This is a genomic window from Colwellia sp. Arc7-D, assembly GCF_003061515.1.
Lineage (GTDB): Bacteria > Pseudomonadota > Gammaproteobacteria > Enterobacterales > Alteromonadaceae > Cognaticolwellia.
The window spans coordinates 3,163,632-3,185,737 of record NZ_CP028924.1 but is presented as its reverse complement, the minus strand read 5'-3'; the positions used below and the strand labels follow the sequence as shown (position 1 = coordinate 3,185,737).

General features: G+C 38.1%; 18 protein-coding genes and 1 pseudogene. 13 read left to right on the top strand and 6 right to left on the bottom strand.

What is annotated here, in order from left to right:
• Positions 1–5 precede the first annotated feature (5 nt).
• The 9 genes from DBO93_RS13815 (at position 6) to DBO93_RS13775 (ending at position 10,213) form a co-directional block, all read left to right on the top strand.
• Positions 6–185, top strand: a complete 180-nt coding sequence (locus DBO93_RS13815; protein ID WP_108456857.1) for a hypothetical protein — start codon at positions 6–8, stop codon at positions 183–185.
• Positions 186–199: 14 nt separating this feature from the next.
• Positions 200–2,212, top strand: coding sequence for a hypothetical protein (locus tag DBO93_RS13810; RefSeq protein WP_162533794.1), 2,013 nt, complete (start codon positions 200–202; stop codon positions 2,210–2,212).
• A gap of 27 nt (positions 2,213–2,239) precedes the next feature.
• On the top strand, positions 2,240–3,109 hold the full coding sequence (locus DBO93_RS13805) for an MBL fold metallo-hydrolase (protein WP_108456855.1): 870 nt from the start codon (positions 2,240–2,242) through the stop codon (positions 3,107–3,109).
• A complete protein-coding gene (locus DBO93_RS13800) occupies positions 3,110–5,326 on the top strand; it encodes an adenylate/guanylate cyclase domain-containing protein (RefSeq protein WP_108456854.1) in 2,217 nt (738 codons plus the stop codon). It begins immediately after the preceding gene.
• 6 nt (positions 5,327–5,332) lie between these two features.
• Positions 5,333–6,940, top strand: coding sequence for an HD domain-containing phosphohydrolase (locus DBO93_RS13795; protein WP_108456853.1), 1,608 nt, complete (start codon positions 5,333–5,335; stop codon positions 6,938–6,940).
• A 133-nt stretch (positions 6,941–7,073) separates the two neighbouring features.
• Entirely contained in the window at positions 7,074–8,183 is a 1,110-nt protein-coding gene (locus DBO93_RS13790) for an XdhC/CoxI family protein (protein WP_108456852.1), read from the top strand.
• Between the two features lie 96 nt (positions 8,184–8,279).
• Positions 8,280–8,774: a GNAT family N-acetyltransferase gene (locus DBO93_RS13785; protein WP_108456851.1), complete on the top strand. Its 495-nt coding sequence runs from the start codon at positions 8,280–8,282 to the stop codon at positions 8,772–8,774.
• Positions 8,775–8,879: 105 nt separating this feature from the next.
• Complete coding sequence (gene rsuA, locus DBO93_RS13780) at positions 8,880–9,569, top strand: 16S rRNA pseudouridine(516) synthase RsuA (protein ID WP_108456850.1); 690 nt, start codon at positions 8,880–8,882, stop codon at positions 9,567–9,569.
• Positions 9,570–9,922: 353 nt separating this feature from the next.
• Positions 9,923–10,213 carry a hypothetical protein gene (locus DBO93_RS13775; protein WP_108456849.1) on the top strand — a complete coding sequence of 97 codons (291 nt, stop codon included), beginning with the start codon at positions 9,923–9,925 and terminating at the stop codon, positions 10,211–10,213.
• A gap of 21 nt (positions 10,214–10,234) precedes the next feature.
• Here the strand turns inward: DBO93_RS13775 and DBO93_RS13770 are convergent, their stop codons facing one another.
• From DBO93_RS13770 to mfd, 4 genes are all read right to left on the bottom strand, one after another.
• Positions 10,235–11,002, bottom strand: a complete 768-nt coding sequence (locus DBO93_RS13770) for an ABC transporter substrate-binding protein (RefSeq protein ID WP_108456848.1) — start codon at positions 11,000–11,002, stop codon at positions 10,235–10,237.
• An 87-nt stretch (positions 11,003–11,089) separates the two neighbouring features.
• Positions 11,090–11,380: a DUF1244 domain-containing protein gene (locus tag DBO93_RS13765; RefSeq protein WP_108456847.1), complete on the bottom strand. Its 291-nt coding sequence runs from the start codon at positions 11,378–11,380 to the stop codon at positions 11,090–11,092.
• Between the two features lie 42 nt (positions 11,381–11,422).
• Positions 11,423–13,045 (bottom strand): CsiV family protein, encoded by a 1,623-nt coding sequence (locus tag DBO93_RS13760; RefSeq protein ID WP_108456846.1) that lies wholly within the window; start codon positions 13,043–13,045, stop codon positions 11,423–11,425.
• A 118-nt stretch (positions 13,046–13,163) separates the two neighbouring features.
• Entirely contained in the window at positions 13,164–16,673 is a 3,510-nt protein-coding gene (gene mfd / locus DBO93_RS13755) for a transcription-repair coupling factor (RefSeq protein WP_108456845.1), read from the bottom strand.
• A gap of 332 nt (positions 16,674–17,005) precedes the next feature.
• On the opposite strand from mfd, the pseudogene DBO93_RS13750 reads away from it, so the two are divergent.
• The 3 genes and pseudogenes from DBO93_RS13750 to DBO93_RS13740 form a co-directional block, all read left to right on the top strand.
• Positions 17,006–17,452: pseudogene (locus DBO93_RS13750) on the top strand (DUF1456 family protein); the annotation flags it as partial.
• 293 nt (positions 17,453–17,745) lie between these two features.
• Entirely contained in the window at positions 17,746–18,195 is a 450-nt protein-coding gene (locus DBO93_RS13745; RefSeq protein ID WP_239058997.1) for a hypothetical protein, read from the top strand.
• Positions 18,196–18,369: 174 nt separating this feature from the next.
• A complete protein-coding gene (locus DBO93_RS13740; protein ID WP_108456843.1) occupies positions 18,370–19,356 on the top strand; it encodes a putative sulfate exporter family transporter in 987 nt (328 codons plus the stop codon).
• An 82-nt stretch (positions 19,357–19,438) separates the two neighbouring features.
• Here the strand turns inward: DBO93_RS13740 and DBO93_RS13735 are convergent, their stop codons facing one another.
• Positions 19,439–20,305, bottom strand: a complete 867-nt coding sequence (locus DBO93_RS13735; protein WP_108456842.1) for a PA4780 family RIO1-like protein kinase — start codon at positions 20,303–20,305, stop codon at positions 19,439–19,441.
• A 142-nt stretch (positions 20,306–20,447) separates the two neighbouring features.
• On the opposite strand from DBO93_RS13735, the gene DBO93_RS13730 reads away from it, so the two are divergent.
• Complete coding sequence (locus DBO93_RS13730) at positions 20,448–21,383, top strand: glyoxylate/hydroxypyruvate reductase A (protein WP_108456841.1); 936 nt, start codon at positions 20,448–20,450, stop codon at positions 21,381–21,383.
• An 87-nt stretch (positions 21,384–21,470) separates the two neighbouring features.
• Here DBO93_RS13730 and DBO93_RS13725 read toward each other — a convergent pair whose 3' ends face one another.
• Entirely contained in the window at positions 21,471–22,106 is a 636-nt protein-coding gene (locus DBO93_RS13725; RefSeq protein ID WP_108456840.1) for a class GN sortase, read from the bottom strand.

Here is a 22,106-nt window from a genome sequence, read left to right as displayed (position 1 = left end):
GCTTTTTGAAAGTTGATAGTGCAGGTGATGTAGTTACAGCCTTCGCTGATAACGGTTTACGCTGTACTACCGAGAATAAAGTGCTAACCATAAATGATGCAGTTGATATTGTGTTACCTATCGATCAGTCTGATGAATTTACTACAATTGAAACAGTAGTTGCAGTTGGTAAAGTTAAGGGTTAACTGACGACGATTTATTGATCATTCGCATGGGTAAAGATGGTAACTTTCAAACCTCTATTATGTATGACGCCATTGCAATGGCACCCGTCGTATATTCGCCACATGTTATGTTAGATGTCACTGGTGACAATCTAGACGATGAAGGCATCGCGTTATATAACCCGCATAATTTGGAAATTATGGTTGCAGGTAATGTTTTAACGGCTGATGGCGATTATGATATTTTTGCTTGGATATTCAACCCTAAAAATGCTGATGGTAATTATCTGAAATTTAATAACAGTACTCCAGTGACTTATGATGTAGGTGGGATCGGTGCAGATGACAAAGTGGGTGGTATTGATGGTGAAAATGACACACTCACAGATCACACCGCACATATCGCAGGTTCAACAGTTTTAGCTAATGGTGAGCAAGATGCTTTTATTGTTGAAATAGATAGTTACGCCGCTTATGTGCCGGGTTTTGGTACTAACGGAATTGCCATATTTGATGTTGATGGCGTTGCGAGTACTGGCAGTAGTGAATTTACTGACTACGAATATGATTATATCAGTGGTAACTTGTATTTAACCGGTAACTTATTTGATGGTAAGTCTAAACCATTTTCTACTCGTGTTTTTGCTGCTGACGGCACTGTCGATGTAGCTAATTATGGAATTAATGGCTACAAAAAATTCAACTACGCAACGGGTAACGCTTATGCCCTTGGAATGAGCTTAGACAGTATACAAACGTTGTGGATACCTGGTTATGTTGAATCAGGTGCTGATAAAGTCATGACTATCAGCTCAGTTGATAATATCGGTCAGCCCAATGAAACTGAATTTGAAAGTGGTAAAAAGAAACTTACTCATACAAGCACTGCGTCAGACGACAGTGCTGTTGAAATTATCCAAATACAAAGTGGCGTGCAAGTTGGTAAATACTTAACTGCTTCAATTGCGGATGATGCAACCAATCAACATATCATTTTAACTAGGCTAACTAGTGCAGGGCAATTAGACACTACGTTTGATATTGACGGACATAAGCAATTAAAAATAGGCACTAGTGCCACGGTTAAAGGTCTATTTGAACTAACTAGCGGCAACTTTATTGTTTATGGCAATGTCACTGAAGGTATCGCAACTAATGGCTTTGTTGCCCGTATTGATCAAAACGGCCTGTTAGATCTTAGCTTTGCTAGTAATGGCATTTATACCACCTCGGCAATAAGTGCAACCAATATTCAATTTAATCAAGTAAAAGCCGATAGCCAAGGCAGACTTATTGCCGTAGGTAATTTTGAAAGCGGCAGTACCAGTGCTTTTGTTTTACGCTTAACCGCTACAGGTTTACTTGATACTACGCTATTTAATACTCTAGGTACGCCTGGCTATGTTATTGGTGCTAATACTGATGATTACATAACCGTTGTTATTGATGCTATCGACAATATTTATGCTGGTGGGAATCGCCTTAGTGGCGACAAAGATCTGTTAATGGCTAAATACTTAACAACAGGAGCACTTGATAATGCTGTAACCGTTGATACAAATTCGGGTATTGATGAAAGTGTTGAGCAATTGCTTTTTGATAGTAACAATGACTTGTACTGGATCGGTAATGATTTAGGCTCATCAGCCGAAATTGTGATAGTTAAATCAAACACTTCAGGCGTACTTGATGGTAGCTTTTCTGCAGACGGCAAAGCGTTTTTTGATATGAGAGCACTACTAGAGTTTGGGGCTGAGGCAGGAGTGACCAATGCCGTTATCGATAGTAATAATAATATTGTTGTGATTGGCTATAGTGACAATAGTTTATTGAAACAAAAGAAAATGATCGGGCGCATTAAACCCAATGGCAGTTTAGATTATGCATTTGATTATAATGGTCACTTTAAATCTTCGACTTGTCCAAATGCAGCAAAGCTAGAGTCTATTGTCTTACTCAACAATAGTTCATTTGTTGTTGCAGGTCAGTGTTACACAGACGCAACAGAAAAGAACAATATTGATATTAGCAATTACACATTAAAATAACCTTTTTCTATAGCGGTAACTGATTTTATGAAAATAGAATTCTACGGTGTTAGGGGCTCTACCCCTACACCGGGTAAGAATACCCTGATCTTTGGCGGCAACACCTCCTGTGTTTATATTTGTCTAGAGAATGGCCACGATGTGATTCTAGATTCTGGCACCGGCATTATTGAACTCGGCGATAGGTTGGAAAAAACTCAACACCCCATCAATATATTGTTAACACATAATCACTGGGACCATATTCAAGGCTTTCCTTATTTTAAGCCGATTTTTCAAATTAATAGGAAAATTGATATTGTGTCGGGTGAAATTGATGGTGATGACAAACGTGCCGTACTCACACAAATGTCAGGGTCGACTCACCCGGTAAAGTTTCAACAACTACCCGCCGATATTTCGGTGCATGTTGAGCAGTCAAAAAAACCTAACTTTGAAATCCCCGGCTTTAAAATTAATACCCAACGATTAAACCATCCTGATGGTGGCACTGCCTATTGTTTAATGGCAGAAGGTAAGAAAGTTGCCTATGTTACCGACAATGAATTAAATTCACCCGATGTAAAGAATACCTCGTGGCAGCAATGGCTTGAGTTTATTGCTGACGCCGATATGTTAATTCATGACGCTCAATATATCGAAGCCGATCTACCTTTAAAGCTCGGTTGGGGGCACAGTACCTTTACCGAGGTCGCCAGATTAGCGTGCGAAGCAAAAGTGAAAAGCTTATATATTATTAGTCACGACCCCGCTCGTACTGACAATGAGTTATTACACGAAGAAAAAATGCTGCAAACAGAGTACAAAGGCAAACTAAATATTTTTTGCGCACGAGAAGGTACGATTGTTGATTTATCAAAGCAAGATAATAACCAGCCATTAGAAGTTAATCGATAAATGATCACAAGCTTGCGCTCAAAAGGTTTTTTAGTCGGTTTAGTTATTACCTTTTTGGTCATTGGTTTGAATTTTATCCGCGTTGATAATGTTCAAAAGCTACTACAGCGTATTGAAGGGATTTTATATGATGCTCGTTTAGTAGCAACGCTGTCAGAGAAACCACGGCAATTTGATGAGCAAGTCATCATTATCGATATTGACGAAAAGAGTATGCGCGAACAAGGTAGATACCCTTGGAGTCGCAGTAAAGTCAGTGATCTAGTTACAAAATTAATGGATGCTGGTGTTGTTGTAGTCGCATTCGATATTTTTTTTGCTGAGCCTGAAAGAAATGCCATTGAAGTCGTGTTGAGTAAAAACCAGCACCTCGATTCGCAATCCAAAGCGCAGCTCAAGCAGTTGATAGGCTCAGTTAATTTTGATCAAGAATTTGCAGAAACGCTCGGAAACTCAGAAGTTGTATTAGGTTTTTTATTTGATGATAGTGCACAAAACTCAGGGCAACTGCCAGATGCGGTTATTGACTGGTCTCATGAACAAGACCAATTATCTGAAATAGCAACTTTTGAACATGTACTTGGAAATATATCAATACTGCAGTCTGCAGCAACAGGTGCTGGGTTTATAAACTCGGTACCTGAAAGCGATGGTTTTATCCGCAAGGCTTCACTGGTACTAAATTACCAAGGTCAGTTGTATCCATCATTGGCATTAGAGGCGGCACGTGTTTACACCTTAGCTGATAATATAGAAGCCAAAAGTAAGGTCTCGGGTGACGCCACTTGGCTGCAAGGACTAAGCTTTGGAAGTCACTTTATTCCTACCAATGAAAAAGGCCAAATATTTATCCCTTATAAAGGGCGAGAACGCAGCTTCCAATATATTTCAGCTACAGATGTATTAAATGACCGTGTAGAACATGATTTATTAGACGGATCAGTCGCATTTATTGGGACGTCGGCAGTTGGGTTAGCCGACTTGCGAACCACCTCAGTAGGCGTGCAATACCCTGGAGTTGAAGTACATGCCAATGTATTCGAAGGACTTATTCACCCAGAAATACTGCCGGTAGAGCTCGATATTACCGTAGCGCTTGTTTTTACTTTATTACTGCTTACTGGGTTTATTCTGGCAATGCTAATGACCAATCAAGGGCCAATGAGAATTTTAATCATTAGTCTCGTAAGCTTTGCTTTGCATATCAGTTTTAATTGGTATTGCTGGTGGGCATTGAAAATTAGCTTGCCACTGTTTCAAGTTATTTTACTGATAACACTATTGACCATTTATTATGGTGCTGCTGGTTTTGTCTCAGAAAATGCTAATCGTAAAAAAATAAAAAACATGTTTGATCAATATGTACCACCGGCATATATCGAAAAAATGATCCGCTCAGCAAAAGGCGTAGAACTTAAAACTGAGCGCAAAGAAATGTCGGTATTGTTTGCTGATATTAGAGATTTTACTACCTTGTCAGAACAGTTTACGCCGGAAGAATTAAGTGACTTTCTAAAAGAATACTTATCTGAAGCCACCGCGATAATATTCAACAACAAAGGCACCATTGATAAATATGTTGGCGATATGATCATGGCGCTTTGGAATGCACCGCTAGAAGATGAAAACCATGCAGTAAACGCGGTTATCAGTGCCATGCAATTAATTTCATTAACAGAAGTATTAAGCGAGCAATTTAAAGAAAAAAACTGGCCAGCTATTCGTGTCGGTATTGGCATAAGCTCTGGTGAAATGGTTGTTGGCGATATGGGCTCCACCTATCGTAAAGCTTATACGGTACTTGGCGATGCGGTGAATTTGGGGGCTAGAATCGAGTCGTTAACTAAATATTATGGCGTCGATATTTTAGTGTCAAGCAACACTTTTGAGGATATTACTCAACATAATGTCATCTGTAGAAAAATGGATAGAATTAAAGTAAAAGGTAAAAATACGGCGGTTGAAATTTATCAGCCTATAGGTTTTGATGCTGATTTAACTGATGTAATAAAAGACGATGTTTTATTACATGAAGTCGCTATTGAGCATTATCTCACGGGAAATTTTATCGAAGCTCAAGAAATGTTTACGCAATTAAAACAAAATGCTAATTTACCAATAACAATTTATAGTATATTGATAGAACGAATAGCTAACCTTATCGATAATGTCGATGCCACGAACTGGGATGGGGTATATACCCATGAAAGTAAGTAATTCATTATGACAAAAAAATCATCACAACAAGCTGCCTTTGAGCATTTATTAAATATTAGTATCCAATTAAGTAAAGAAGAAAATACCGACTTACTGATGGAGAAAATTTTGTTTGCGGCAGTAGAAGTTTCAAATTCAGATGCCGGTTCTATCTATTTGGTTAATGGCTTAAAAGAGTTAGAGTTTCGCACCATATACAATCAAAGTATGAATCTTCACCTAGGTGGCAGTTCTGATTCGCCTATCAACTTTCCTGGTATTCCATTATTTATTGATAACCAGCCAAATCGTTCAGCCATTGTTGCACATGCTGCAAACACCGGTGAAGTCATTAACATTGAAGATGTTTATGATGCGCTGCCATTCGACTTTAGTGCTGCAAGGAAAATGGATAGCACAACGGGTTACCGAACAAAATCAATGCTGACTTTTCCGCTACAAGATCACACAGGTGATATTATTGGCGTTATTCAATTAATAAATGCGATGGAAGGTTCAGATATAATTAGCTTTTCAACTGAAGTTGAGCAACAAATTTTATCCTTTGCATCATTAGGTGCTATTGCTTTAACAAATCGTGCACTTATTTTAAACATGCAGCAATTGTTTGAGTCATTTGCTAAAACCATTGCTGTGGCAATTGATGCTAAATCTTCTCATACCGGAGGGCACTGCAAGCGAGTGCCTGAACTTACGTTAATGATTGCTGACGCAGTAAGTGATTATGATGAGGGGCCCTTAGCATCGTTTAAACTTTCAGCACAAGATAGACATCAGTTAAGTATTGCAGGTTGGCTGCATGATTGTGGCAAAATTGCGACACCTGATCATGTGATGGAAAAATCAAGAAAGTTAGAAACTATATTTGATCGTATACATTATGTTACTGCTAAGCTAGAAATTGCCCGTCGAGATATTGATCTAAAATTTCAAGAACAAATGATCACGGCATTAAAAGCAGGTAAAACAGTTAGGGTAGAACAATTAGAGCGTGAAAGAGATTTAGCGCGAAAACAATTAACATTAGATACCGCATTTTTACAAAAAGTTAATGTTGGTGGCGAATTCCTAACTGACGATCAAGAGCAAAACATACACGCTATTTCAGCGAGATATGAAGTTACTATTGATAAAGTAAAACAACCCATTTTATCTGAAGATGAAATAATCAATTTAAGTATCAAGCGCGGTACATTGAATAATGACGAAAGAAAAATTATTCAAAAGCACATGGATGTTACTTTAGATATTCTCGAAGCATTACCATTTCCTAAGCACCTTTCGAATGTAGCTGAATATGCTTTAGGCCATCATGAAACAATGGACGGTAAAGGTTATCCTCGAGGTCTGGTCAAAGAGCAAATGTCGGTGCCTGCAAGATTAATGGCATTAGCTGATATTTTTGAAGCGTTATCCGCCGCCGATAGACCTTATAAAAGTGCAAAGCCGGTAAGTGAGTGTTTAAAAATAATGAGCAACATGGCAAAAAACAATCATCTAGACTCTGATTTATTTGCTATATTTGTGCGCTCTAAAGTTTATGAGCAATACATTATAAACTTTGCTGACCCTAAACAACTTGATGAATTTGATATTGAAGCTTTACTCAGTTAAATATTAATTTAAAATATGTCTAGTCGATATAATTATGTAAATATTGGCTAGACATCATAAATTCCAACTCTTAAATACTCAGTTACCTTTCTTTTACTTATAAACTGAATTACCCGAACACTAAGGATTTTCCTTGCTTAACAATCACTCTCATTTTTCCTTACTCGAATATTACCTTAATCATAGTGAAAAACTTAACTGGGTACTTGCCACTATAGTCAGTAAAGAAGGTTCAAGTTATCGCTCTCCAGGCGCTATTATGCTGGTGAATAACTTAGGGCAATCCCATGGTTTAGTCAGTGGTGGTTGTTTAGAAGCTAATATTGTACTGCATGCTAAGAAGGTGTTTGATAACGAACAGGCTCATTTTGTTGAATACGATATGCTTGAAGAAGATGGTTACGCCGCAGAGCTAGGTGTAGGTTGTAAAGGCAAAATAGGGGTATTACTGCAATATATCACTACAGCACATCATGATTTATTAGCGCTGCTTTTTAAATGCATGCAAGCTGGCAAAACAAGTTATTTACAGCAAACATTTCTCACAAAAAATTCAGCCCAACAAGCGTTAAATGAATTAACTTTGTTTAACGATGTAGGGCAATTATTGTTAACGACAACACAGCATAGTAACTCGACTTTAAATGATGCCGTGGTGCAAATGGTCGAGCACGACAAGGTTCATTGCAATGTTGTTATAGACGGAGCTGAGCACTCGGTGACTAAAGTTTCTGCCCCAATTAATTTTTGGATTTTTGGTGGAGGCTCTGATGCTATTGCATTAGTAACAATGGCTGCACAAATGGGTTGGCGAGTAACGGTTGTTGATCATCGTTCTAGCTACGCACGAAGCAGCAACTTTAAGCATGCCGCCGAAATTGTGAGAATTCATCCAGATGACTTTTCGCTATCACCACAGTTTCAACAAATTGATGCGGCGGTGTTAATGACACACAACTTAAATTTAGACGCTGCATGGTTACGTTTATTGCATAAAAGCAACGTTGCGAAATATATTGGCTTATTAGGCCCTCTTGAACGTCGAGGTAATGTTGAAGCGTTGTCGAATATAGAGGATAAAGCTTGGTTAATGCGGCAGGTTAATGGTCCTGTAGGTTTAGATATTGGTGGAGAGCTTCCTGAGTCGATTGCTTTATCGATATTAGCGCAATGTCATAGCATTTTGCATAATCGTAATGGTTTAGCGTTATCAGGTAAGTTTATTAATAGCGAGCTAACTTAACCTAACTTATGCTTAGTTCAAGTCGTGAGGCGAATATTCATTTTCATGTTTATTCTGCCATATCTATTTTATGCACATAAAAGACACAAGGTGGCTATGTATTTATCTACACCAACAGATACTCAATTAGTTGAGCTTATGACTTGGTTTTCGACTCAGGCAGAGTTGGATATTTGGTCAGGGCCAGAATTTAGGTTTCCATTTGATTTAGAACAGTTTAAATGTGACTTGAAATTGTCTACATTAGCGTCATTTTCATTACTTTCGGCGCAATCAGAATTGTTAGGTTTTGGGCAATATTATTTACGTTCGGGTAGATGCCATCTTGCAAGATTAGTTATTAATCCTCATCTTCGTGGCCAAGGGGTTGCAAGGCATTTAATAGCACAACTCATGGCTAAAGGAACGGCCGATTTAAAAACTAACGCCTGTTCATTATTTGTTTTAGAACATAACCACAGTGCGATTAAAAGTTATCAAAAACTTGGTTTTAGTTTTGCGTGTTATCCTGAAAATATCCCCTTAGAAAACGTGTTGTACATGATACTTAATAAATCATCTGTTTCAGACACATTAAAGGACAATAAATAATGCGTAAAACTAAGGGCGTTTTATTTTTCTAGCCTTGCTAAAAATATTCAAATAGCGATAATAGCCTCGCCTTACTTCATAACCTTTTTTACGATATTACTGACTATGCGTCTTGATAAATTTATTTGCAAAAGTACCGAACTCACCCGCACCGAAGCTAAAAAATTGCTCAAAATGAGTAAAGTTACGGTAAACGATGTTGTGATTAAAGATCCCGCGACACAGGTTCATGAAAATAATGATGTTTGTATAGAAGGTCAATCGCTAACTGCGCGTAGTTCTCGTTATATTATTCTTCACAAACCACTCGATACCATTTGTTCAAATGTTGATGAAATCTACCCCTCGTTATTACATCTCATTGATGTAGATAGGGCATTCGATATGCATATTGCGGGTCGCTTAGATGCTGACACAACAGGATTAGTGTTAATCACTGACGACGGGCGTTGGTCACATAATATTATCTCTCCTAAAAAACACTGTGAAAAGGTTTACCGTGTATGGTTGAGAAGCCCCTTAAAAGACGATACGGCCGATAAATTCACCGTTGGTGTGCAACTTCAAGGTGAAACCGATTTAACTCGTCCTGCGAAGTTAGAGCAAGTAGAAGAGCGCGAAGTATTGCTGACTATTACTGAAGGTAAGTATCATCAAGTTAAACGAATGTTTGCCGCTGTTGGTAATAAAGTTGTTGGTTTGCATCGCGAGCAAATAGGCCCTGTAAAGCTTGCAGATTTGCCTTTAGGTGAGTGGCGATATTTAACGCCAGAAGAGGTCAGTGCTTTTCAGTGAGTGGTCTTTTATAAATAAATTAATTGTTGTTGGGTAAATAGGTATTAATACACTTTTGAAAATTTACTCGGTAGATAGCGTTTAACCATCAAATATAGCATTTCTTAGGCTTCACCCATTTTAGCCAATGCAGGCTGTAGTGGCTAACTTAACCTTACTTTTAGATAAAGAATCAAAAAGTGTGGATCATATTTTTTTGTTATTTAATTAGGACTTACTTTTATTTGTGCACCTTGATTAAAAATTAGACCGTATTTTGTAATAAAAATAGTAAACTTTTTCTGTAAATTGCCGATTATATAATTATAAGCATAATGCTTAACTTAAATTATAAAAGGCAATCACGAGTCAAAATGGAAGTATTTACTGATCTACTACCTGATAGCTATACAGCTAAGCCCGAGCCTTCGGCAAAGGATAGTAAACAAAAGAAAGAGAAAAATAAAAAGGTAAAATATAAACAAGAACGTACTTTGCTTCCTGTAGTCGTTGAAAATAACCCGCCAAAGAAAAAAATCGTTGAAGATGATCGCCGTACCGGGGAAGAGCGCAGAGAAAAAGTACTTAACAGAGGTCGTTGGTTAGAGTCCCGTGATCGAAAAGATCGCCGAGCCAATGAAACTGCAATTAATGTGAAAATTTAATAATAAAATTTTATAAATTTACTATTCGCTATAGTCTTGAGCCGTTTGAAGTTGTGAGCCTGGTACTTTTTTGTATCTTTCTAAAATAGTCTCAATTTCACCAGATTCTTTTAGAGTTCCAATGGCCGTATTAATATTATTTATGGTTTCCTTGTTTAAACTCGGTGATAGCGCACAATGTATTTCGTTGTCATTCATATGCACCACGGAATCTTCTATTTTTCTATAAAAATAAGATGCCTCAATAGATGCACTTACAAAACCTGATATTTTATTTTTACGATATTTCTCATAACTTTCTGAAGGTGTCACGCTAATAACAGGGAGTATATTTTTATTCTCAATGTAGCTAGATAATTCAGGGTATATGTAACCTAATGTTGTACCAATTTTAAGTTTTTTGTAATCCGACAATACCGTCAAAGTATTTATGCCTAGGCGGTTAATCAAAAGATCTGGATTGTTATAAATAACATCACTCCACTTCAAATAAATTGATTTATACCATTTAGGGTTAGCCACACAATGTAAATCAATAACATTTGTTTCTAACGATTGCTCTATTCTTTTTCGTGGAATAGGCAGCATTTCTAGTTCCATGCTTAACTGTTCTGCAATCGCATGAGTGATATCAAAAAGAATGCCACTGATGGGTCTACCCATATCATCAAAAAATAACTGTGGTGCAACATTTTGACTGTAGTAAGACGTGCGAAGTAAGTGACTTGAATGAGTAAAGCTTGAAGTCAGCATTAACGTTAGCAGAATTAAAGAGCGGTTAAATCTCATGAATTTTAATACCTTGCTAACGTCAATAACTTAAATAGGAATTTTAATCATAGCAATGGAAGTCAATATTGCCCAAATTTTTAGTCATTATTTTTTCGGGTTTAGCTGATTAAATTTTTCAAGTTGTTCGTCAGTTGCAGGTAATTGATGTTTGTCTTTCCATTCACTGTAAGGCATGCCATAAACCTGTTCACGGGCGGTATCAATGTCAACATTAACACCTAACTTTTCAGCCTCTGCGACTGTCCATTTAGAAAAACAGTTACGACAAAAGCCTGCAAGGTTCATTAATTCAATATTTTGTACATCTTTGCGATTATCTAAATGCGCGAGTAAACGACGAAATACTGCCGCTTGAATTTCAATTTCTTTATCCATAGTGTCCTCTAAAGTATAGTAATGTAAGTCGTTAAAATGTGGTTAATTGGCTTCTGGCTCTGGTTTTGTATATGGCCGTATTTGCACTATCATTCCCATGTAAGGGTGGTCAAAGTAATGTACTTCACCACTGATAACACGACGGTCTTGTTTAAATCTAATAGACTTTGCTTGAATTGGCTTTGACGTTTTTCCCTTTGTCGGTAAAACATCTGGAGCGTTTTCGGTCAATCGAGCGGTGGCAAGTTCACTTAAATTTTTATCTAAAATATTAAAGTCAGCGGTAATAAATAAATAGTGCTGTAAATGGATATTGAAAAAACCGTCGATATACCAAGGTTGAACTGGCGCTACTGGCGGTACTGAAACTAATGGATTTTGGCTAGCTGCTTTTAGCGATAACTCTTGTACTTCAAGTTCAGTTAAAAGCGCCTCTGTATTCTCATTTACCTGCGAAAGTTGTTTAATCACTTCCTGAATACGTATCTTTTGCGCCGCTTGTATTTGCTCTTCTTGGTGGTTACTCGCCTGATTTTCGATTGTAGCTATGCTTATTGGATCTTGCTCGTTACTGGTTTCTTTAGCTTGGGCAATGTACAAGTTTTTTTGCTTATTATAGTAGGCCAATTGTTTTTTGTGATCTGCTGAGAAATTATCACCTGCATATACTTTGACTGGCACAGATTCTTTTTCAGGTCTAGCAACTTGACGCCAGCCCATGTGTAATAGAGGGCGAAAGTTTTTGCTGTATCTTAAGTCTTGTATAATATCATCAAGCTGTAACGAATCTTTACTCAGTAAATGGGTTTTGTCATTGTCGATATCTTCTTTGCCATCAATTAACAATGGCATTTTATCGACGGTAAAATCATCGTAATCAAAATTCGGATGCTCAGCTTGGTAATCACTAAAGAATGCTTCATCTATTTTACATAGTATTTTAGGCTCAGTGATCCTTGTATAGTTGAATTTAAGTACTTGAAACTCATTTTCAGCCGCTAATACTAGCTGTTGTATTTTTTCACGTTCAGCAGCAGATAACTCAGGTAAAGCCATTGTTGTCTGACTATTTAATAAATCATTTTGTGCATTTTCTTGTGCATTACTGAGCAGAGAGTCGTTATTTATCGGCACGTTTTCGCTTGTTGTACGGGTATGGTCAGAAAAACTCGAACTGTCGCCTGTATCACTTGCTGCTAAGGTAGGCGAAGTTAAAGTATCTGTTGTGTTAGCTGTCGTAGGTTCAGCAATAATGTTAGCTTCAGTTAATTGGCCATTATTTAACGATGTTGCTTGGTTTTCGTCATTAAAATCGGCTGTTTTTGCCAGTTCATCTAATGATTTTTGATTAAAAATAGCGGGTAACTTAGCGTTTTGTTCTACTAAGCTTTTACCATATTGTGGCGAGTCACAGCTAGGCAGTAATTGCTTTAAGCTACGAATATTCGGGTTAATATAGTGTCTTAGCAAATCTTCAGCGCGTGGATAATTAGGCAGTTCACTGGTATCTGGAAAGTTTTCTTTTGACTGACTTTTATCATCTAATTGACTAAAAATAATAATTTCGACATCAAACCATCTGTCATTACTTTTTTGCGTTGCTGCATGTAGCGTTAGCGGCAATGCTAACGAGGCAGAACATAAAAATAGTTGTGTTAATTTCATTCAGTATCCAGTTAATGGTTATGTACCAAGATATAATAGCAAAAGTACTCAATACTTACATTATCAATCAGTTATCTGTTAGCTAGTAGAGAGCTAAAATGAATAGTCATTTTAGCTCTTAAGCACGTAAGTGATTCGCCAATTCGTTCAGCATAGTCGTGATTAAAATAAAGCGCGATTTAGCATCTTCGCTCACCAGTGCAAACTTAAGTTTGTTATTGCCATCCATTTTATAGATTTTCGGTTGTTGCTGAATTAAACCAAAAATGAACATATGATCGACTTTGGTATCAACACTAAATTCAATTGATCCTCCTGCAGGCCCTGCATCAATGCGTGTAATACCAATTTTTTCAGCTTTCAGTTTCAATTTAGCGATATGCACTAAGTTTTTCGCTGCCTGAGGTAATAGGCCAAAACGGTCAATAAGTTCAACTTGTACATCGTCAAGTGCTTGCTTGTTTTTGCAACTGGCAATTCGTTTATACAAGCTTAGTCTTAAGCTAACATCGAATATGTAGTCATCTGGCAGTAGAGCAGGAACACGCAAGTCTACTTCAGTTTGTGTTTTAGTGACTTGGTCAAGTGATAATGACTTACCGTCTTTTAGCGCAGCAACCGCGGCATCAAGCATTTCCATATAAAGAGTAAAGCCAACTTGGCTCATAGAGCCACTTTGATCTTCGCCAAGTAACTCACCCGCGCCACGAATTTCTAAATCGTGGGTAGCTAACGTAAAGCCAGCACCTAAGTCTTCTAATGATGCGATAGCTTCAAGGCGTTTTTTCGCATCTTTAGTCATGCTTTTTTCATGTGGCGTTAATAAATAAGCATAAGCTTGATGGTGTGAGCGACCAACGCGTCCGCGTAATTGATGCAATTGTGCTAAACCGAGATGATCAGCACGATCCATAATGATCGTGTTAGCACTCGGAATATCAATACCGGTTTCTATAATCGTGGTACAAACTAAAACGTTATATCGTTGGTGGTAAAAGTCGCTCATGACACGTTCAAGTTCGCGTTCGCGCATTTGTCCATGGGCGGTTATTATTTTTGCTTCGGGTAGCAGTATTTGTATGTCGGCAGCTGTTTTATCTATAGTGTCGACATTGTTATGTAAGAAATAAACCTGTCCACCACGTAAAACTTCACGCAGTATTGACTCGCGAATTAAGGCGTCGTCGCGTTGTCGAACAAAGGTTTTTACCGCTAAGCGTTTGGCTGGTGGTGTCGCTATAATGGATAAGTCGCGCATACCGCCCATTGCCATGTTTAACGTACGCGGAATAGGTGTTGCGGTTAAGGTTAAAATATCGACGTTTGCACGCAGTTGTTTTATCTTTTCTTTTTGTTTAACCCCAAATCTATGTTCTTCATCAACAACTAGTAAGCCTAAGTCTTTATATTTGATGCTGTTTTGCAAAAGTTTATGGGTGCCAATTAAGATATCGATTTGGCCAGATTCAACGTCTTTGATCACCACATTTTGTTCTTTGGTGGTTTTAAAGCGCGATAACACTTCTATGCTAATTGGCCAATTAGCGAACCGATCACGGAAACTTTCGTAATGTTGCTGAGCGAGCAGGGTAGTTGGCACTAATATCGCCACTTGTTTACCGTCATTTACGGCAACAAATGCTGCGCGCATTGCCACTTCGGTTTTACCAAAGCCCACATCACCACAAACTAATCTGTCCATTGCTTTTGGCGATAACATGTCGCTGATCACAGCATTGATGGCTTGTTCTTGATCAAAGGTTTCTTCAAAGCCAAAACTATCAGCAAAGGCGCGATAATCATCTTTATCACGTTTGAAGCTGTAGCCATGATTACTAGCGCGTTTAGCGTAAATATCTAACAATTCAGCGGCAACATCACGTACTTTTTCAGCCGCTTTTTGTTTGGCTTTGCTCCAAGTGTCGTTACCCAATTTATGCAAAGGTGCGTGTTCGGCGTCTGCGCCCGAGTAGCGACTAATTAAATGCAGTGAAGCAACAGGGACATATAATTTGGCTTCTTTGGCGTAACTTAGTACTAAAAATTCTGTAGTAATGCCGCTATTTTCTATGGTTTGTAATCCCATATAGCGGCCAATACCGTGGTCAATATGAACCACCGGTTGCCCAATACTAAGCTCAGCCAAGTTTTTAAATATGGCGTCGTTTTGAATTTCTTGTTGTTTGTTTCGACGACGAGTTTGGCGTACACGATCGCCAAGTAACTCAGCTTCTGTGATTAAAGCGATGGTATTTTTTTTCGCACTGCCTTTAGCTTGAAAAATAAAACCAGCACTTAAAGCGTTCACAGTTATACCCAATGGCGCATCACTGTTAACAAATTCTTCAATCGTACTAAAGATATTTGGCTTTATTTTATTTCGCTCTAGTAACTCTAAAACACTTTCACGTCGACCTTGGCTTTCCGCGACAAATAGCAGTTTATTCGGGGTTTCTTTGCTGGCGATAAAGCCATTAAGCAGTTCAAAAGGCTGTTTTAATTTATGATCTATGGTTAAGTCAGGTAGTGAATGAACATCAAACTGTATTTGAGATGCTTTTACTTCTTCTTCATTAATCTCAGGCTTTAAGTTGATGCGATCAAAGGGTTTTAAAGCACTGTAGAGTTCTTCACTGTTTAAAAAGAGCTGTTCAGGCGGCAATAATGGTCGGGTTGGATCATAACGGCGATCTTCATAACGATAATTAATATCGGTCCAATAATGGCTCAGAGATTTGTCAATATCGCCACTGATAATAACCAAGGTGTTTTCGGCGAGATAATCACATAAGGTGTTGGTTTGCTCAAAAAATAACGGTAAATAATATTCGATGCCCGCTGGCATAATACCATTACTAACTTGATGATAAATAGATTCTTTATCTATGGTACTGGTAAATTGTTCGCGATATTGGCTGCGAAACAAATTAGTACCATCCGTGTCGGTTGGAAATTCATGTGCGGGTAATAAGTTTATACCATCAACTTTATCGCTAGATCGCTGGTTTTCTGGGTCGAATAAACGAATTTCGTCAATTTCGTCATCAAAAAAATCTAACCTGAATGGCGTGTTACTGCCCATCGGAAATATATCGAGAATAGCGCCACGGGCAGAGAACTCACCGTGCTCCATTACTTGTTCAACGCATCGGTAACCACTAGCTTCTAAGCTTTGCCTTAGCTGATGTAAATCTTTTTTATCACCTTTTTTGATGATTAAACTATTCGCTTCAATATATTGCTTGGGCGCTAATCGTTGTATTAAGGTGGAAATAGGCACAATAACAATACCTTTATCCATGCGTGATAATTGATATAAAGTCGCTAAACGTTGAGAAATAATATCTTGATGCGGTGAAAAAGTATCATAGGGTAATGTCTCCCAGTCAGGAAATAAGCATATAGGTAGCTTGGCTTGTCGATTTAAACTGGCAAGTTCTTGCTCTAAACGCAGTGCAGAAGGAGTGTCATGAGTTAATAGAAGTATAGGTTGCTGTGTTGATAAAGCGCCATGAAATATAGCAACAGTGGCACTACTACCCGGTAGATTTTGCCAAACTTTTTTATCGGCACTTTTTCCACGACTTTTAGCTAATACTGGATTGAAAAGACTAACATTTTTACTCATAACTGCTCGTAATTTAATTGCGTTGAAAATGATGGAATAGGAAACATATATCTAAACGATGATTTTAACTAAAACATTATTGCTGGGCATTTAAAATGTGTTTTAGACTAAAGTTCTTCATATCTTAACATGAGTTTTAGGTGAACTTTAACCGCTAAATTTAATGCTTTAACGCTTTTACTTGAAATTGCGCATGCAGGTAAAGATCTGGTTATTTAAAGCGTGTATAATAGCGCGTAATTGAATCACTATATGTTACTGACCGTTAATAAATTTATTACGTGAAGCAGTAACAACTACCAGCGAAACTCGTTGGAATTTGGAGAATTTTTTTGACTAATAACGATGTTTTACGCCGTCTCAGGTACACCTTTAATTTTAACGATCAAAAGGTTATGGCTATTTTTGCTGCCGGCGACTTAACCGTAACGCGCGAGCAAATCAGTAACTGGTTAAAAAAAGAAGAAGATCCGGCTTATGTCAATTGTCCGGACACTACATTTGCTGCATTTTTAAATGGTTTTATTAATGAACGTCGCGGTAAAAAAGAAGGCGAACCTGCAAAAGCTGAAAAGCGCTTAAACAATAATATTATTCTCACCAAGCTTAAAATTGCTTTCAACCTTAAAGCAGAAGACATTATTGATATTTTGGCGTTAGCAAACTATCGGTTAAATAAGCCAGAGTTAAGTGCCTTTTCTCGCAAGCCAGATCATAAAAATTACCGTGAATGTAAAGACCAAGTTTTACGTAACCTTATGCAAGGCATCGATAAAAAGTTTCATGTGCAACGCCGTGCTAAAGAGCAAGTAAGTAAGCCAGTTGTTGAAGAGATTAAAGATAAACTGGAAACAGTTTTAGCCGATAAAAACTACAATTCAGCTAAAGCAAATGCCAGTAAAATTTATGTTAACCCTAATAAAACACAAGTTGAGCGTAAGCCTAGCGAGCGTAAAGTATTAAAGCTTAAGCCGAAAGATATATGGGGTGAATAGAAAGAGTTAATACTAACTTCTTACTAAAAGCAGACAATTAATAGATTCTAAATTACTATAAAAATAAGGAACTAAATATGTCAGATAACTCACAGATTTCAGAAAAACCCCCGTTACCTCATTGGTTTAAAGTGGCGGCTATTTTAGCATTAGTTTGGAACTTACTCGGTGTGATGGCTTTTGTGGGTCATATAATGATGACACCAGAAATGATCGCTGAGTTACCCATGGCAGAACAAGCACTTTATAGCTCAGTACCATTATGGGCAACCATTGCTTTTACTATTGCGGTTTTTGCTGGTGCTTTAGGTAGTGTCGCTTTATTAATGAAAAAGCGCATATGCTATCACTTGTTTATGGTTTCATTAATTGCGGTGATTGTGCAAATGTATCATTCATTTTTCATGAGTAATTCTTTTGAAGTGTATGGAGCTGGCGGTACTGTCATGCCTATTATGGTCATTGTTATTGCCTTGCTTTTAGTACGTTTTTCGGCAAAAGGTAAAGACAATAACTGGTTTACTTAACCTTGTTGTTACTTTTAATATCGATATAGTGTTGATATAAAAGCCTGCATTTGCAGGCTTTTTAGTTTCAATTGCTTTTAGTCACTTTTAGTCTTCGTAAATAGTTAATATAACCATCGTTGGTGATACACTTTAGCTATTGTTTTACAAAAAAATTCACCGGTTAAATGAACAATGCTAATCAATATTAAAGCTAAAATACTAGGTGTCGCTTTATGCTCAATTATCGCTATTATCGCCACTATTATTGCCACGCGTTATCAAGCACCGATTATACTTTTTGCGTTGCTACTGGGCTTGAGCCTACATTCATTTTATAACCATTCAACTATCCAAGCCGGTGTTAACTTTTGCTCACGAGAACTGCTGCGTTTGTGTGTGGGTTTACTCGGCGTTCGCATTGCTTTTGCTGATATTGTTTCACTGGGTATTACACCGCCATTGATTGTGATGGTGAGTATGGTGTTGACGATAATTTTTGGCGTTTTATTTGCCCGTATCTTAGGTTTATCGAAAGTATTTGGCGTGTTGTCTGGCGGCGCCGTTGCTGTTTGCGGTGTATCGGCGGCAGCGGCTATTTCTACGGTCTTGCCAAACGATAAATCACAAGAGAAGTACTTTGCCTTTACCGTGATAGGTATTACCACCTTTAGTACATTATCTATGATTTTTTATCCTATTGTGGCAAGTTACTTGGGATTTTCAGATGAGTTGGCTGGGGTTTTTATTGGCGGCGCTATTCATGATGTAGCGCAAGTTGTTGGTGCAGGCTACAGTATTTCACCTGAAGCAGGCGATGTAGCAACTTATATAAAATTGCTGAGAGTCGCATTATTAATGCCGATTGTGATGATGGTGTTTTTTGTTTTTAAAGAAAAAAACAGTAAAATGTCAGGTGGTGTTAGTGCCTTTATTCCTGGCTTTTTGATTATGTTTTTCGTACTGGCATTTTTAAAAAATGTTGACGTATTACCACCATGGTTAATTGATATTATTCGAAGCCTATCGAGTTACTTATTAGTTATTGCTATTGCAGCAATTGGTGTTAAAACATCTTTAAAACAAGTGCTGTCTGTTGGGTGGCGGCCGGTCGCATTAATGGCGAGCGAAACCCTCTTTTTGGCTGGTTTGATTATTATGGGAATTATGTTTTTTTACTAGCAAGCCTTACTTAAAAAGATAAGTAATGTGCATATGAGCAGTGGCGTCATATGCACAAAACTATAGAGCAGGGTGTACTTATTTAATATTCACTATCAACCGCATTTGCATCACTAATGCGTTCTATTCTTGCTTCTTCTTCTTCAAATGCCGCTTTAATTTCTTCTAAAACCGTATCAACATCGGCTGCATCAGTATCTTCTTCAAAAAAGCCTGTTAGGTTTGTTTCTGGTGTTAGTTCGCCGGATTCAAATAATGCCCACATTTCTTGGCCATATTTACTTTGTTTTAAGGCGGGACTAAATTGACCGTAATAGTTGGTCATATTCGTAACATCACGCATTAACATGGCTTTAGCATTATTATTGGCAGAGGCGTCAACAGCTTGTGGCAGATCAATAATTACTGGACCGTAATCATCAACCAAAACATTAAACTCTGATAAATCACCATGGATGATACCTGCACAAAGCATTAACTTAACGTAATGCATAACAAGGGTGTGATCTTCCTCTGCTTGCTCTGCTGGCATAACTACGTCATTTAAGCGTGGAGCTACATCGCCGTCGTCAGTCGTAACAAGTTCCATCAATAATACGCCATCGAAACAACCAAAAGGTTGTGGCACGCGAACACCGGCTTCTGCTAGTTGGTATAGCGCGTCAACCTCAGCATTTTGCCAAGCTGACTCTTGTTGGTCTCGACCGTACTTAGATCCTTTCTCCATCGCTCTAGCACGACGGCTATTACGACTTTTTCTACCTTCTTGATATTGCGCTGCTTTTTTAAAACTGCGCTTAATGGCTTCTTTGTAAACTTTCGCGCAGCGAATGTCATCGCCGCAACGCACCATATAAACAGTGGCTTCTTTTCCACTCATTAATTGGCTTATTACTTCGTCTATTAGGCCATCATTAACAAGTGGCTGTATTCGTTTAGGTACTTTCATAGCGCCGTTATACCTTAGTTGGGCGTGGGAAGATAGAACAAAATTATAACTTTTTACTTATCAATAGATTAAAACATTGTCTGGTTTAAGTATTATCTTACGGTAGTATAATAAAATCTATTTTACATGAACGCAAAGCCATATGATCCCATTTATAAATCAATTACCCAAACATGAAGAAATTATCTGGCTAGCGGCACTTAATCAGCGACTACCTAACGAGCATGTTGTGGCGTTTTCTGAGATTAAGCCGGTAGAAAAAAAACAGGTAAAGCTAGCTATTGTTGCTAATCCTAAACCAGAGCTACTGGCAGAATTTGAAAACTTAACGTGGGTGCACAGTGTTTGGGCTGGCGTTGAACATTTAATGAAGTCATTAACAGATTCACCGATTGAAGTAGTGCGATTAATTGATCCTATGCTAAGCAGTGCCATGTCTGAAGCCGTATTAGCGTGGAGTTTATATTTGCACCGAGACATGCCGCGTTATGCTAAGCAACAAAAAGATAAGCACTGGCTACAGCATGCTCTTATACCTGCAAGTGAACGACGTATTGGTATTCTTGGTTTAGGAGAATTAGGTCAAGCATGTGCAAAGCAGCTGAAAATAAATGGTTTTAAGGTTATGGGTTGGAGCCGAACAGCTAAAAATATAGCCAATGTTAGCTGTTATAGTGGAGAGAGTGGATTAGTAGAAATGGCAGCGCAAAGTGATATTTTAGTGTGCTTATTACCGTTAACCCCCGCAACAAAATGGATTGTTAATAAAGATTTATTAGCTAAGTTACCTCAAGGCAGTGCGATTATTAACTTTGCCCGTGGTGGTATTATTAATACCGACGATTTACTCGATGCTTTAAGCTCTGGCCATATTAACCATGCGGTACTTGATGTTTTTGAACATGAGCCACTCAACGCTGATAGCGCACTTTGGCAACACCCAGACATCACCATTTTACCACACATATCTGCGCCAACAAATCTCAATAGTGCTTGTGATATTGTCGCTCAAAATATTATCAGTTTTCGCGAAACTGGGCAGGTGCCTAAAGCAGTGAGTAAAGTTAATGGTTATTGAATTTGAAAAACTGTTAAATGCTTAGAGGTCATCTACCCGTAAAATATAGCGATCAAATGTTAAAGTTTTTACTTACTTCAATTGCTATCACAAAGGGGGTGCGGTAATTACATAACGTTCATCGGCGCTATTAGTAATACCTTTGAAAGGGTAGCATGTGATCAACACTAAACTTCTCTCATCAGCAACTAATGGAAATTGGCCGATAGTAGCATCAACTATATCAATACTTTCTACTTGATAGTGTTGCATTTTTCCTCGGGCATCGACCAAAGAAACTATATCTTTTATGGCAATATCCTCTAAAAATGCAAAGTGACTATCTCGGTGACCTGCAACAACAAAAGGCTTTATGGCCGCAGGCTGATTAAACGGCGCAACAGCGCCAGCCGAAAACGCTAACGTGGTAGGGTCACCGCCATTTAATACCACAATACTCTTATCTATACGCTGAAAAACCAGTTCGGCAATTGGAAATGTATCAGCCCAAGGCCAAGGTTTAATGGCTATTGGCTTACTTAGGCTATGTGGGTTGGTATTATCTTGTCCACGTATTTTCTGTTGTGCCATTATTGATATTGATTGCTGCCAACTATGTTTAATTAATTGTTGTGACAACCACGCTTTAGCTGGCAACCAACTCGCTTGTACACACAAAAAACCACCTACAATTAATAAAGCTGCAGCCGCTAATTTTCTAACGGTTTTAGTGAGGTTAGCCAT

Coding starts and splice junctions, on each gene's coding strand:
- DBO93_RS13745 (WP_239058997.1), top strand. CDS start 17,746: ATGTCAGATAACTCACAGATTTCAGAAAAACCCCCGTTACCTCATTGG.
- rsuA (WP_108456850.1), top strand. CDS start 8,880: ATGCGTCTTGATAAATTTATTTGCAAAAGTACCGAACTCACCCGCACC.
- DBO93_RS13765 (WP_108456847.1), bottom strand. CDS start 11,380: ATGGATAAAGAAATTGAAATTCAAGCGGCAGTATTTCGTCGTTTACTC.
- DBO93_RS13795 (WP_108456853.1), top strand. CDS start 5,333: ATGACAAAAAAATCATCACAACAAGCTGCCTTTGAGCATTTATTAAAT.
- DBO93_RS13725 (WP_108456840.1), bottom strand. CDS start 22,106: ATGGCTAACCTCACTAAAACCGTTAGAAAATTAGCGGCTGCAGCTTTA.
- DBO93_RS13800 (WP_108456854.1), top strand. CDS start 3,110: ATGATCACAAGCTTGCGCTCAAAAGGTTTTTTAGTCGGTTTAGTTATT.
- DBO93_RS13740 (WP_108456843.1), top strand. CDS start 18,370: ATGCTAATCAATATTAAAGCTAAAATACTAGGTGTCGCTTTATGCTCA.
- DBO93_RS13775 (WP_108456849.1), top strand. CDS start 9,923: ATGGAAGTATTTACTGATCTACTACCTGATAGCTATACAGCTAAGCCC.
- DBO93_RS13805 (WP_108456855.1), top strand. CDS start 2,240: ATGAAAATAGAATTCTACGGTGTTAGGGGCTCTACCCCTACACCGGGT.
- DBO93_RS13735 (WP_108456842.1), bottom strand. CDS start 20,305: ATGAAAGTACCTAAACGAATACAGCCACTTGTTAATGATGGCCTAATA.
- DBO93_RS13760 (WP_108456846.1), bottom strand. CDS start 13,045: ATGAAATTAACACAACTATTTTTATGTTCTGCCTCGTTAGCATTGCCG.
- DBO93_RS13730 (WP_108456841.1), top strand. CDS start 20,448: ATGATCCCATTTATAAATCAATTACCCAAACATGAAGAAATTATCTGG.
- DBO93_RS13770 (WP_108456848.1), bottom strand. CDS start 11,002: ATGAGATTTAACCGCTCTTTAATTCTGCTAACGTTAATGCTGACTTCA.
- DBO93_RS13785 (WP_108456851.1), top strand. CDS start 8,280: ATGTATTTATCTACACCAACAGATACTCAATTAGTTGAGCTTATGACT.
- mfd (WP_108456845.1), bottom strand. CDS start 16,673: ATGAGTAAAAATGTTAGTCTTTTCAATCCAGTATTAGCTAAAAGTCGT.